Source organism: Trichormus variabilis 0441 (assembly GCF_009856605.1).
Taxonomy (GTDB): Bacteria; Cyanobacteriota; Cyanobacteriia; order Cyanobacteriales; family Nostocaceae; genus Trichormus; species Trichormus variabilis.
In genome coordinates this window covers 4,679,865-4,692,131 of the sequence record NZ_CP047242.1, presented here as the reverse complement: position 1 = coordinate 4,692,131, position 12,267 = coordinate 4,679,865, and the positions used below count along the sequence as shown (strand labels likewise).

Below are 12,267 nucleotides of genomic sequence, written 5' to 3'. Positions count from 1 at the left end.
TAAAAATTACCCAGTTCCCAAGTCTCCAGTACCAATTCCCCATTCCCAATCCTATGCACCGTTTTTTATCTGGCCCGTTGAGTGTAGAACAATTGACGGTGAATATTGCAGGCTTGTCTGCATCGCTACAAGGTAAAAAGTTGGTGCATCTATCAGATTTTCATTACGATGGGTTACGTCTGTCGGAAGCAATGTTAGAAGAAGCGATCGCAGTTAGTAATCAAATACAACCAGATTTAGTTTTACTCACTGGTGATTACGTCACTACTACCCCACAACCTATTCATCAACTAACCAAGAAGCTGCAAAAACTCCAAAGTCATGCAGGTATCTACGCCATTCTCGGTAACCACGACCTTTATCAGAAAAATTCCAAAACAGAAATCACCCAAGCATTGACGAAAGCTGGTATTCAGGTTCTGTGGAATGAAATCGCCTATCCCTTGGGAACAGAATTACCCATAGTGGGAATCGTTGATTATTACTATCGGGAATTTAATCCGGACTTGCTTTTGAAGCAATTAGAACCCACCACACCGCGCATAGTTTTATGCCATAACCCAGACACCGCAGCTATGCTACAAGCTTGGCGAGTAGATTTACAATTATCCGGCCATACTCACGGAGGGCAAATTGTCATTCCTGGCCTTGGGGCTGTGTTACCTTATCACAAGAAAATCGTCCGCAGAGTACCAAGAAAAATACGGCGACTTTTTCCATTACTTTTCAAAGATTATTTTATAGTACGTCATCCAGAATGGTTACAAGGCTTACATCGCCTTGGCAAAAACCAGCTATATGTAAATCGTGGTTTAGGAACATATCTACCAGGACGCTTATTTTGTCCTCCAGAATTAACCGTAATTACACTGGAAGCTGAGTAATTTAGATGATAAACACCTGATTTTCTCAGATATCGGGTGTCGTTTCATCGTGATGTAAGTCAGCCACCTCTGGGAAAAGACGAAAATTGCCGCAAAAATCTAACTGTAAATTAAAGATCATGCCCTGGGATACTAGTTTTTGATATTAAATGAGAGTTATTGTAAGCTTCTTTAAGTTTTAAGTTATTAGTTTTATTTTTGATAAGCTGTAGGCGCTGGTATGAGGAGTTCTAGCAAATTATGCACTGGTTTTTTACAGGACGTTTAAGCGTAGATAAAATAACGGTTAAGATTGCTAATCTTTCACCAAGTTTACAAGGTATAAAGCTAGTACAGTTGTCGGATTTTCATTATGATGGTTTGCGGCTATCAGAAGAAATGTTAGAGGAGGCGATCGCAGTTACTAACGAAGCTGAACCAGACTTAATACTATTAACTGGTGACTATGTGACCGATGATCCTACACCAATTAACCAACTCGCATTAAGACTTAAATACTTACAAAGTCGTTATGGTATTTTTGCTGTACTAGGCAACCATGATATTCACTACAGTCACTCTCAAACTTTAATAACAAAAGCTTTAACAAGTATTGGCGTTAATGTTCTGTGGAATGAAATTGCTTATCCTTTGGGACATGAATTACCAATAGTCGGACTGGCTGACTATTGGTCAAAAGAATTTCATCCTGCATCGGTTATGAACAAACTCGATCCAACTACGCCCCGGATTGTTTTATCTCATAACCCAGATACTGCGAAAATATTGGAACAATGGCGAGTTGATTTACAACTATCTGGTCATACTCATGGTGGACATATAGTTCTTCCTGGTATTGGCCCTGTTGTTTATCATTATAAAAAGCTTCTCAAAAAAGCCCCCCGAAAACTGCGGCGTTGGGTACCATTTTTACTAGGAGACTGCTCAAAAGTTGTACGCTATTGGGAATGGGCGCAGGGATTTCATCAAGTAACAAACAACCAACTATATGTTAATCGTGGACTAGGAACTTATCGTCCTGGGCGCTTATTTTGTCCGCCAGAAGTGACTGTAATTACCTTAACTTAGCCCAGAACAGACTGATCAAAAGAGTTTTGCAATCAACTTTTTCAGCTTCCACCTCTTGCTTTCCTCTATCAACTCAAATTTTTATTACTAATAAAATTAACCGCCATCAGCTAAGATAGAAAATCTCATTAGCAAATGGCGGTTTGGTAAATATACGATTGTTCAGAGAAGATAGGAAAAAACAGAATCAAACAACTCAACTAAGGTGGACATTATCCGCAATCAAACATCTCTAAAACCGTGCATCCTTGATTCCAATAGGCAGGCATTTCTGGCTGTAAGTTCAACACCTCCATAAAAAGCAATACACTCAAGGAGAAAACACTTTCAATGAGGATGCAACCAACGAGTTTAGAATTGCGAATACTTAAAACATTAGAGCGAGGAGGTACAGACCCTAAGTCTAAGATTTTTTAATGAACTTTTAACCTTTTTGTACCTTGCTCTTAATGTAGCACCATTTTTTTCCAGTGGTGTAGTTGTTTACTAAACTTCAATACCATTGATTTACTGTAATAATTTTAGAAATCTTTCTTAAAATTTCCGCCTTAGCTGAGTACTTTCCCCAGTCTTAGGGAACACCAAAAAATAAATTATCCGAAATTGATAGTTTGATAGGGTGCGTCAGTATGAATAATTTCTGAGTATAGTTAGGTTCTATCGCACTGACACACACCACATTTTGGATATTTTCTTATCTGGAAGTCCCTTAGGAATATTTAGGAGAGGAATACAGCCAACGTTACTGGGTTCCCCAAATACCGATAATTGAGTTGTTATTGACCAGGATTGCTGTTTTGATTAGCATCATCAGCACTAGAAGAACTGCTATTCACGCCACTTTGTGATTGGTCTCTAGCTTCGGGTGTAGTCGTTGGAGAGGAATTGGGTTGTGTATTTGTAGTAGGCGCGCTAGTTTGAGTTGGCTGAGGAGTAATAGTAGGTGCTGTCTCTCTTGCAGACGGCTGGGGTGGAATAGTTACATTAACCTGTGGCTGAGAATTTGTTGTTGAAGGTGGGACTTGTTGTTGGGGAATGACTACAGGAACTTCTCTAGTTCTTTCAATAATTGTTGTTTGTTGTGGTTGAGGAGATAGGGTAGGACTAGTGTTAACAGGTACAGGACTTTCTACTGGTGTGTTAGTTTCAACGGCTGCATCGTTTTGATTAAAGTACCAAAATGCGCCAGCAATCAGACCCACTAAGGAGGTTAATAAGATACCAAGAATCAGCCCATTAGCTGCATTTTCATTATCACGTTCGACTTGATAGTTACGTTCAATATTACGTCCATTGACATAACCATTACGATAAGAATTATTTGGTGTTTCCGTTGTTCTTGTTACGTTAGTGTGAGTATTACCATTGCTATCAGTGTAAACATCACGGTTAACGCTTTGGTTATAAGTTTCACGCTCATTAGGATTAGTCATAGTTTCTCGTTCCACTCCTTATTTTCATATTGGCAATATCAAGTTTTAGTAAATATCAAAGAACTTACTAACCCTTGATATATTTACTGTTCAATTTGTAACTCTGTTTTAAGTATCCTCAGAATAACTTCTTAGCTTTTACTAACGGATCTACCTTGAGGTGAAAGCTCAATACATCGAAAGAATGAATATAAGCGGAATTTTGCTGGATTTTTCTAATTATTGACATAAATATCCAGTAATTTTTCCCCGTTAGCTAATGTTTTTATGGTTGTGTGATATTGATTACTTATGTTGAAGGTACAGTAAAAATACTCCACTGTTGTTTTATGAATATTGAATTTTTACTTAATATCTATTTAAGCTTTAGTAGTCTTTTGATTTTCTGGCATAATCTTGCGAGCAGAGATTTAGGCTTGGTCTTATATCTTGGTGATGATACATAAGTGGCTTTGGGAATTTTCCCTTCCAACTGTGCGGCTTTATTTAAATCGGAACTCGCTCTATATTCATAACCCAATTGAGAGCAAATGAATCCTCGGTATTTGTAGGCTGCAATGTAGCTGGGGTTGAGGCGAATTGCTTGGGTAAAATAGGCGATCGCTTCTTCATATTCTTTTTTGTCCACACTTTCCACACCCCAGTTGTAAAAAGTCTCTGCACCCCAACGATTAACCGATGCTTTCACAGGCTTTTTTGGTGGAGGCGTAGCTGAAGCTGGCTGCTCAACAGTTAGTTTTACAGATTTAACTCTGTTGTAAGCGGCGTTAATTTGTTTAATTTTTGTCTCGGCTTGCTGTTTTTGCTCGTCATCAACAAAGCGATCGGGATGCCAAATTTTAACTAGCTTTCTATAGGCTTGCTTTACTTCTACTTGTGATGCACCAGGTTTTAAACCGAGAATTTCATAAGCATGACTGATATCAAGTTGTAAACCATCTCGCGGCTTGTCGTTAGACATCGCGCATACTAAAAAATATAACTACGTAAATCTATCTTAACTAAACTCTCAAGAGGTTTTATGAGATAAAATCTCTAAAATCGTTTGTGAATCACCACACTCCCGACTTTTTCAAAAATTTGCTAATCGAAACGTAAGTGCGATCGCCTACAATGTTCAAAACTCTGCAAACTCCCCATAGCGGATACCATTGGGACGGTAGTAGTCGCCGTTTCTTTGAAGGTTGGTATTACCGTGTAACTTTACCAGACTGTGGTCAAACCTTTGCTTTCATGTATTCCATCGAAGACCCTATTGGCGGTAAACCCTACAGTGGTGGTGCAGCTCAAGTCCTTGGTGCTGATGATGAATATATTTGTCGGACTTTTCCCAATGTCAACAAATTTTGGGCTAGCTCAGATGTTCTGGCTTTGGGTCATTGGGGCGAAACAAACCTCAACACCAAACCTATTTATTTGTTACCAGCAGAGTTTGAACGCCATGTACAGCAAGGATACCAAGCTACAGCCACCCTCAATCAAGGCGTAATCACTGACCCTGCTACAGGTAACTATTGCCGTTGGCGTTACGAAATTCAACCGATATACGGCTGGGGAAATCAAAATAGTATCCAGCAATCGACGGCTGGGTGGCTGTCCTTTTTACAGATTTTTGAACCAGGATGGCAAATTTTGATGGCTCATGGCTTGGCTACCGGCTGGATTGATTGGAATGGCAAAATCTACCAATTCCAGAATGCGCCAGCTTACGGGGAAAAAAATTGGGGTGGTGCTTTTCCGGAAAAATGGTTTTGGCTTAACTGCAACAGCTTTGATGGCGAACCTGACTTAGCTTTAACTGCTGGTGGTGGTAGACGCGGTGTACTGTGGTGGATGGAATCTGTAGCCATGATTGGGTTACATTATCAAGGCAAATTTTACGAATTCGTTCCTTGGAACTCGAAAGTAGAGTGGAATATTCAGCCTTGGGGTAGATGGCAAATGAAAGCGAAAAACTCAGATTATGAGGTTGAATTAACAGGAACTACCCATCTACCGGGTACAGACCTACGTGCGCCTACAGTCCAGGGTTTGCAATACTGCTGTCGAGACACTATGCAAGGAAAACTGAATGTAGAGTTACGACAAATCCGAGGGAAAAATCCTCTGGTCATCCTGAAAGCACACAGTTATCTTTGTGGTTTAGAAATAGGTGGTGATTCTTGGAGCAATTCTTGGCAGTCTAGTTAAAACTACTGCTATCATTGTATATGCTTCATAGTTGGGGCTGTAGCTCAGTTGGATAGAGCGAGCGCCTCCTAAGCGCTAGGTCGTGCGTTCAAGTCGCACCAGTCCCGTCACCACAAAATAGTTAAATCAAATAATTAGTCAGAAATCCTGTATGTAGGATAATGACTAATTATGTGGAAACATTGTGCTAATACACATTAAATGATGAATTAGCTTGACGGTATTCCTGCCAGGGTAAATTTCGCCAAAGTCTGCTAACTTACATAGATATTTTTCTTATTTTGAGAGAAAATAACGCCCTCAACAAACAAAGTTATAGAGCCTTGAAGAATAATCTATTGTTTAGAGGTAAATCATTTTCGTTTGCGGTGCTATTTTTACCGCTATTAATGTGGTTTGGATACCAAGAAGCTAAAAACGCCTACACACAACCCCAAGCCGTAATAGTTTTAGGTGGTTCGACTAGAAATCTAGAAAGAGAAAAGTTTACTGCTAGTTTTGCTCGTCAGCACCCAAATCTACCAATTTGGATTTCTGGAGGTAGTCCACCTGTCTACACTAAACGGGTATTTAAGAAAGCTGGTATAGATACCAAGCGATTACATCTAGACTATGAAGCGGTAGACACTGTAACAAATTTTACTACATTAATTGACGAGTTACAATCTCGTGGTATCAAAAGCGTTTATTTAATTACGTCTGATTTCCATATGCGCCGCGCCTGTATCATTGGCGAAATAGTTTTAGGTAGTCGCGGAATTACCTTTAAACCAATCTCAGTTCCTTCAGAAAACTCTCCTGAACCAATTGAAAAATCTTTGCGTGATGGGGCCAGGGCTTTATTATGGGTGGCTACTGGTTATACGGGTGCGGATGAGAAACATAAGCGTTAATAATCAATAGTTTCCTTTTCTCCCACCTACCTTTTTTTATGGCCTTAGCAGTGGGAGTTACATAACCTATACTGCTATTTCCTGTATCAAAACATAGGGCTGTATTATCAGGGTGTTAAATCTTTTTTGCTGATTGATGTTCCATTCTCCCAGTTGCTCAGGAGACGGTTTACTAATTAATTGCTCATCAATCCATCGTTGAACTGAAGGTATATTATCACTAGCGATCGCCTCTCCCACATCCAGCAAGTTCAAGTCTAGTGATACTAAAATCACCGCGTCTCTCTGTGCATGAGGAATTAGCCATTCCCACTCTGATTCATCTATAGTTTCTGATAACTCTGTTCTTAAATCTGACATGATTCTCCATTCTTATCCTCATCTTTCGATTTTACATTAAATGGAAGATGAGAATTAAAGGTATGGCGTGGTAGAAGGAAAAATCAATAACTAATGACCTTTTTTAAATTTTGAACTGAATAAAAGCGACTTGACTAATAACTAAACTTCAGATTTCATCTCATCAATTTCAAATAAAGATACAATAACTCCCGTGATTGGGATAGAGATAAAAACACCCAATAGCCCTGCGACTCTAGCACCTACTAATAAAGCAAAAAATACTACTACCGGATTGAGATTTAGCGCTCCTTGCATAATGCGAGGAGAAATTAAATTATCTTGAATTTGCTGGAGGACTACACAAGCAACTAATACTTTTAATGCTAACCAAACATCTTGAGATAAGACAATTAAAGTAATTGTTCCCACACCTAGAGTAGCTCCAATACCGGGAATGATATCTAGTATTCCCACTATTACGGACAGTATTAAAGCAAAAGGTACTTGTAATAATAAGAAAATAATGAATGTTGAACTTGTTAAGAATAAGCACAATAATAACTGACCGCGAAAAAATCCTAGAAAACTGCGTCGCATAATATTTGTAAATCTAATGCGGCGTTTTTGCGGGATTATTTTGAGAGTAAAGTTCCAAAGCTTTTCACCGTCTAGCAACATGAAAAAAGCTACGACGGCAATTAAAATAAATGTCACAAAATTAGTGAGAAATTGTTGCACAATTGCCAAACTCGTAACTAGTGTTGATACAGCTTGGGTTCGCAATTGTTCTTGAATTACACTTAAATCTATTTGTAGATTGCGGTTACGTAATAAACCCTCTACTCTTTCCAAAAAAGGTAACAAAGAAGTTAAGAAAGCAGATATGCTGTCAATTAATTGTTGACCCTGGGATAAAATTGCTATACCGACAGTAATCAGTAATCCTCCTAAAATCACTATGCTGATTAGGAAAATTACAACAACTGCAATGTTGTGGGGGAGAAAACGGCGTAGCCATTGTACAGGGTAGCTCAGTAAAAAAGCCAAAATAGCTGCAAACGTAAAAATGACAATTACTGTCTCAAAGTAAGCCAGAAGCTGTACGATAGCCCAACCAGCCGCAACTAACAGCAAAAAGCGGACTAGTGCCAAATTATTTAATCGATGCCACAGGTTTTTGGCTTCAATACCGCTCATATACTGTGTAAAAAAAAGTTGATTAATTGATTTTCAACATACAACAATAAAATAGCGATCGCTACCTACTTTCAGCAGATTTTTTCCCAGTGGATACTTAGCGCCCTAAATCGTGCATTTGATTAATGGCTGCGGCACACTTTTGTGTTATTGACTCTAACTCGTCTTTATTAGTAGAACTGGGAGTATCAATTAAATTACCAATTCTCACTGTTAGAGGCACTGCACGAGGTACCGAGGAACCTTTTTGTAAAATATTCTCCGAACCCCACAAACATACAGGTAATATCGGCGCTTTTGCTTTAGCTGCTAGTAGCGCTGCGCCTCTTTTGGGGTCACTAATACGACCATCAGGGGTGCGAGTACCTTCCAGGAATACACCAACAGCCCAGCCATTTTCCAGATATTCTAGAGCTGCACGAATGGCATTGCGATCGGCACTTCCCCTACTAACTGGGTAAGCACCATATAATTTAATCGCCTGGGCTAAAACAGGGATTTCAAATAATTCTTGCTTCGCCATGTATGCCACTGGACGACGCACACAATTAGAGACGATGGGCGGATCAAAATAACTAGCATGATTACTCACAACTACTACAGGGCCTGATTGGGGGACATTTTCCACACCATAAATCCGACCCCGAAAGTAAGCGTGTAACATCGGACTAACAACTGACCACTTGAAGGCATGGTAAAGTGCCAGACTAATCAATGGTTCGCGGGTTCGGGACATAAGAACTTGGGGAGTGGGGATAAAAAAGTAAAAAGTAAAAAGTAAAAAGGTAAAAGATTTTTTCTTTTGCCTTTTTACTTTTGCCTTGAATTGGGAATTGGGGCAGGCTTCCCTCATAGAGGTTGCGCCAAAGCGTAGCGTCCCGCAGGGAAGTCCGAACAGGGGCATGGTGAAAAGGAAAAAATTTTTGAGTAGCGTCTCGAAGAAAGGGAAAGCCTCTCGCCGCACTATTTCACTAATCCCCAGTATCTAATTTAGTAGTTCCGCAGCGTTGCGGATGTTTTTTAAAATTAAATTAGCAGTAGTGCGTTTAATCAAACCTGTTAGTACATTGCCGGGGCCGATTTCCACAACTTTCTCAATGCCGTTGACTGGTAATGTTAAAGAAATTTCTCGCCAGCGCACTGAACCAGTCATTTGTTGGCTGAGGCGTTGTTTTAAAATTGTGGCATCAACTGCTGGCACTGGCTCGACATTCGATAATACGGGTACATTAGCCTGTTGAAATTCTACAGTTTCCAGAATTTCTTGGAACTCCACAGCAGCTGTATTCATCAGGTGTGAATGAAATGCACCCGAAACTTTCAACGGGACAGCACGCTTGGCTTTGACTTGGGACATCACTGTCTGCACAGCTTCTGGAGTACCGGATATGACAACTTGCGCTGGACTATTATCGTTTGCTAGCACCACATCAGGAGTCTGGGCAATTACTGTTTCTAACTGTTCGCGGTCAAAATTCATCATAGCCGCCATCATGCCGCCTGCGGCGCTATCCATGAGTTCAGCTCGTCGCTTGACTAGTTTTAAACCAGCCGACCACTCAAAAACGCCAGCAACATAAAGTGCGATGTATTCTCCTAAACTATGACCAGCAACTAAATCTGGCTGGTGTCCCCGTTCTTTTGTCAGGTCTGCAAGGATACTCTCTACTACATAAAGACTGGGTTGGGTGTAGAGTGTCTGTGATAATTTTTCTTCGTTTTGGCAGATTTCGCTTACAGACCAACCTAAGATTGCTTCAGCTTGAGCAAATTTTTCTTTGGCAGTTGGTATATCTAGTAAGTCTGTTCCCATCCCCAGTGCTTGAGAACCTTGTCCGGGGAACACCCATGCGGTTTTTGTCATTTGTCAGTCGCTTCGCTCTAATTCAAAATTCAAAATTAAAAATTCAAAATGAACAATCCAATTTTTGAATTTTGCATTTTGAATTTTTAATTGATTATCTTCCCCATTGGAAAATTGCTGCACCCCATGTTAGACCGGCTCCAAAGCCGGATGTAGCAATGATATCGTTGGGTTTTATTTTACCTTCTCGCACGGCTTCATCTAGGGCTAGGGGGATGGATGCGGCGGAGGTATTGCCGTAATTAGCAAGATTACTAATCACTTTGTGTGCAGGAATATTTAGGCGTTGAGCTACAGTATCAAGAATGCGTTGATTTGCTTGATGTAGTAGTAGCCAATCGATTTGGTCAACAGTAATATTGGCTTCAAATAAAGCTTTATCAATGATTTCTGGGACTTTTTGAGCAGCAAAGCGGTAAACTTCTTTGCCGTTCATGGTTACGGGTTGATATGTGCCTTGAGTGATCTTGATGTTGGGGAGAATTTCTTGGGCAGTGCCTTGATAAGCTAGGTTGAGATAATGGTTTTGTGTCCCATCACTTTTGAGGGCAAATCCTAATAAGCGATCGCTTTGGTTGGACTGCAATACAATAGCCCCAGCACCGTCACCAAATAGCACGCAAGTACGTCTGTCTTGCCAATCTACCCAACGGGAGAGGATATCAGCCCCGATCAACAGTACATTCTGATATACGCCAGTTCTGATAAATTGGGCTGCTGTGACTAGACCAAAGACGAAGCCGGAACAGGCTGCTGTTAAATCAAAAGCTACGGCTTTAGTAGCTCCCAATTCAGCTTGGATTTTAGTAGCAGTACCGAACAGATCGTCAGGTGTGGAAGTTGCCAGTAAAATCAAATCTATATCGGATGCTGTAATTCCAGCCGAGGCGATCGCCTGTCTACTAGCTGCCGCCGCCAGACTGCTTAATGATTCAGTCGGTAGGGCTAAACGCCGTTGGCGGATTCCCGTTCTGGTACTTATCCACTCGTCTGATGTCTCTACCAGTTGGCTTAATTCTTCGTTGTGAAGGGAAGTTTCAGGTGCTGCTGAACCACTTCCGGTAATTGCGATGCCTAAGTTTTGCACTCCTAGTCTCCCAAGCTATCAGTTATTAGAGACGTTGTATAGAACGTCTGTAGATATTAGTCATTAGTCATTTACTTTTGACTAATAACCCGCAGAACTGATGCTAATCGCTGGCGCTGTGTAGAATTTCATATTGGGATTGCAGTTGTTGCATCACTTGATTATCTACAGCTTCTTTTGCCATACGAATGGCATTAAATACTGAAGGCGCTTGAGAGCTACCGTGACCAATTAGACAAACACCTGATACCCCTAACAGCAAAGCACCACCGTGTTCTGCGTGATCCATGCGCTGCTTAATGCGCGTCAGGTTGGGTTTTAAAATGGCTGTACCGATTTGACCGTGTAAGCCTTGGGGCAATTCTTCCCGGAGGATTTGCAGAATTACTCCGCCGATCGCCTCCGCAAATTTGAGTAAAATATTGCCGACAAAGCCATCACACACAATCACGTCAAATTCGCCGGAAAGTACATCTCGCCCTTCGGCATTACCAATAAAATTGATGTTGGGGTTGTCCTTCAATAGTTGGTGAGTACGTAAGGCTAATTCGTTACCTTTGGTATCTTCCTCGCCAATATTCAACAAACCCACCTTGGGTGGTTCCCCTGTCCCTAAGACATACTGGCTGTAAATTGACCCAATCACAGCAAACTGCTCTAAAAACTTAGGACGGCAGTCTACATTAGCTCCCACATCTAATATCAGTACAGGTTTGCCAGCTTTGATGGTGGGAAACACTGTACCAATTGCGGGGCGGTCAACTCCTGGTAATCGTCCCAAGCGGAGTAAAGCTGATGCCATAGCTGCGCCAGAATGGCCAGCCGAGAATATGGCATCCGCCTGTTCTCGCTTGACTAAATCCATCGCCACATTAATAGAAGCCTTGCGCTTGCGTCTTACCGCGTTCAAAGGCTCCTCATCCATTGCGATCGCTTCCTCAGCAGGAACGATCTCCACCCGCTCCAAATTAGTTTTTGGTGGCAAGGCAGATGCAATTTGTTGGGGATCACCCACCAATAGTACTTTCACACCCAATTCTTCGCTTGCTCGCACAGCGCCAGCTACGATTTCATTGGGTGCGTGATCCCCTCCCATTGCGTCAATTGCTATCCGTACGCAAGTCGATCCCATTGCTCAAAGCTTCTAGAAACCTTACAAATTTTACCAGATGGCTTGGCTGAAAAATCTTAACTTTCTCACCACCGCATTTCTCTTGTGACAATTGCAACAAGTTTTAACGGCAAGCCCAAGATAGCACATTGTGAATAGGGGTGTAAGGGTGTAGGGGTGTGAGGGTGTAGGGGTGTG

General features: G+C 41.1%; 12 protein-coding genes and 1 tRNA gene. 5 read left to right on the top strand and 8 right to left on the bottom strand.

All coding sequences use genetic code 11. The annotated features are described in order from the left end of the window. Positions 1-53: 53 nt before the first annotated feature. Both GSQ19_RS19395 and GSQ19_RS19390 read left to right on the top strand, forming a co-directional pair. Complete coding sequence (locus GSQ19_RS19395; RefSeq protein WP_011319493.1) at positions 54-884, top strand: metallophosphoesterase; 831 nt, start codon at positions 54-56, stop codon at positions 882-884. A 240-nt stretch (positions 885-1,124) separates the two neighbouring features. Beyond that, positions 1,125-1,952 carry a metallophosphoesterase gene (locus GSQ19_RS19390; RefSeq protein ID WP_011319492.1) on the top strand — a complete coding sequence of 276 codons (828 nt, stop codon included), beginning with the start codon at positions 1,125-1,127 and terminating at the stop codon, positions 1,950-1,952. A gap of 776 nt (positions 1,953-2,728) precedes the next feature. Here GSQ19_RS19390 and GSQ19_RS19385 read toward each other — a convergent pair. Together GSQ19_RS19385 and GSQ19_RS19380 are read right to left on the bottom strand one after the other, a co-directional pair. Further along, positions 2,729-3,385 (bottom strand): hypothetical protein, encoded by a 657-nt coding sequence (locus GSQ19_RS19385; protein WP_011319491.1) that lies wholly within the window; start codon positions 3,383-3,385, stop codon positions 2,729-2,731. A gap of 355 nt (positions 3,386-3,740) precedes the next feature. Then, positions 3,741-4,346: a J domain-containing protein gene (locus GSQ19_RS19380; RefSeq protein ID WP_011319490.1), complete on the bottom strand. Its 606-nt coding sequence runs from the start codon at positions 4,344-4,346 to the stop codon at positions 3,741-3,743. Between the two features lie 152 nt (positions 4,347-4,498). On the opposite strand from GSQ19_RS19380, the gene GSQ19_RS19375 reads away from it, so the two are divergent. From GSQ19_RS19375 to GSQ19_RS19365, 3 genes are all read left to right on the top strand, one after another. Continuing rightward, positions 4,499-5,575: a tocopherol cyclase family protein gene (locus GSQ19_RS19375; protein WP_011319489.1), complete on the top strand. Its 1,077-nt coding sequence runs from the start codon at positions 4,499-4,501 to the stop codon at positions 5,573-5,575. 33 nt (positions 5,576-5,608) lie between these two features. Next, positions 5,609-5,682, top strand: a tRNA-Arg gene (locus GSQ19_RS19370). 282 nt (positions 5,683-5,964) lie between these two features. Continuing rightward, positions 5,965-6,468: a YdcF family protein gene (locus GSQ19_RS19365; RefSeq protein ID WP_011319488.1), complete on the top strand. Its 504-nt coding sequence runs from the start codon at positions 5,965-5,967 to the stop codon at positions 6,466-6,468. Positions 6,469-6,534: 66 nt separating this feature from the next. Here the strand turns inward: GSQ19_RS19365 and GSQ19_RS19360 are convergent, their stop codons facing one another. From GSQ19_RS19360 to plsX, 6 genes are all read right to left on the bottom strand, one after another. Continuing rightward, positions 6,535-6,828 carry a DUF2288 domain-containing protein gene (locus tag GSQ19_RS19360; RefSeq protein WP_011319487.1) on the bottom strand — a complete coding sequence of 98 codons (294 nt, stop codon included), beginning with the start codon at positions 6,826-6,828 and terminating at the stop codon, positions 6,535-6,537. A 141-nt stretch (positions 6,829-6,969) separates the two neighbouring features. Continuing rightward, positions 6,970-8,007 carry an AI-2E family transporter gene (locus tag GSQ19_RS19355; protein WP_011319486.1) on the bottom strand — a complete coding sequence of 346 codons (1,038 nt, stop codon included), beginning with the start codon at positions 8,005-8,007 and terminating at the stop codon, positions 6,970-6,972. 97 nt (positions 8,008-8,104) lie between these two features. Next, positions 8,105-8,743 (bottom strand): lysophospholipid acyltransferase family protein, encoded by a 639-nt coding sequence (locus GSQ19_RS19350; protein ID WP_041456809.1) that lies wholly within the window; start codon positions 8,741-8,743, stop codon positions 8,105-8,107. A gap of 249 nt (positions 8,744-8,992) precedes the next feature. Then, complete coding sequence (fabD, locus tag GSQ19_RS19345; protein WP_011319484.1) at positions 8,993-9,871, bottom strand: ACP S-malonyltransferase; 879 nt, start codon at positions 9,869-9,871, stop codon at positions 8,993-8,995. Between the two features lie 94 nt (positions 9,872-9,965). Further along, entirely contained in the window at positions 9,966-10,958 is a 993-nt protein-coding gene (locus GSQ19_RS19340; protein WP_011319483.1) for a beta-ketoacyl-ACP synthase 3, read from the bottom strand. Positions 10,959-11,061: 103 nt separating this feature from the next. Next, positions 11,062-12,090 (bottom strand): phosphate acyltransferase PlsX, encoded by a 1,029-nt coding sequence (gene plsX, locus GSQ19_RS19335; RefSeq protein ID WP_011319482.1) that lies wholly within the window; start codon positions 12,088-12,090, stop codon positions 11,062-11,064. Between the last annotated feature and the right edge of the window lie 177 nt (positions 12,091-12,267).

What these genes read in the sequence shown, in the direction of transcription:
- GSQ19_RS19375 (WP_011319489.1), top strand. Translation starts at nt 4,499, where the DNA reads ATGTTCAAAACTCTGCAAACTCCCCATAGCGGATACCATTGGGACGGT.
- GSQ19_RS19355 (WP_011319486.1), bottom strand. Translation starts at nt 8,007, where the DNA reads ATGAGCGGTATTGAAGCCAAAAACCTGTGGCATCGATTAAATAATTTG.
- GSQ19_RS19395 (WP_011319493.1), top strand. Translation starts at nt 54, where the DNA reads ATGCACCGTTTTTTATCTGGCCCGTTGAGTGTAGAACAATTGACGGTG.
- GSQ19_RS19360 (WP_011319487.1), bottom strand. Translation starts at nt 6,828, where the DNA reads ATGTCAGATTTAAGAACAGAGTTATCAGAAACTATAGATGAATCAGAG.
- GSQ19_RS19390 (WP_011319492.1), top strand. Translation starts at nt 1,125, where the DNA reads ATGCACTGGTTTTTTACAGGACGTTTAAGCGTAGATAAAATAACGGTT.
- plsX (WP_011319482.1), bottom strand. Translation starts at nt 12,090, where the DNA reads ATGGGATCGACTTGCGTACGGATAGCAATTGACGCAATGGGAGGGGAT.
- GSQ19_RS19380 (WP_011319490.1), bottom strand. Translation starts at nt 4,346, where the DNA reads ATGTCTAACGACAAGCCGCGAGATGGTTTACAACTTGATATCAGTCAT.
- fabD (WP_011319484.1), bottom strand. Translation starts at nt 9,871, where the DNA reads ATGACAAAAACCGCATGGGTGTTCCCCGGACAAGGTTCTCAAGCACTG.
- GSQ19_RS19385 (WP_011319491.1), bottom strand. Translation starts at nt 3,385, where the DNA reads ATGACTAATCCTAATGAGCGTGAAACTTATAACCAAAGCGTTAACCGT.
- GSQ19_RS19365 (WP_011319488.1), top strand. Translation starts at nt 5,965, where the DNA reads ATGTGGTTTGGATACCAAGAAGCTAAAAACGCCTACACACAACCCCAA.
- GSQ19_RS19350 (WP_041456809.1), bottom strand. Translation starts at nt 8,743, where the DNA reads ATGTCCCGAACCCGCGAACCATTGATTAGTCTGGCACTTTACCATGCC.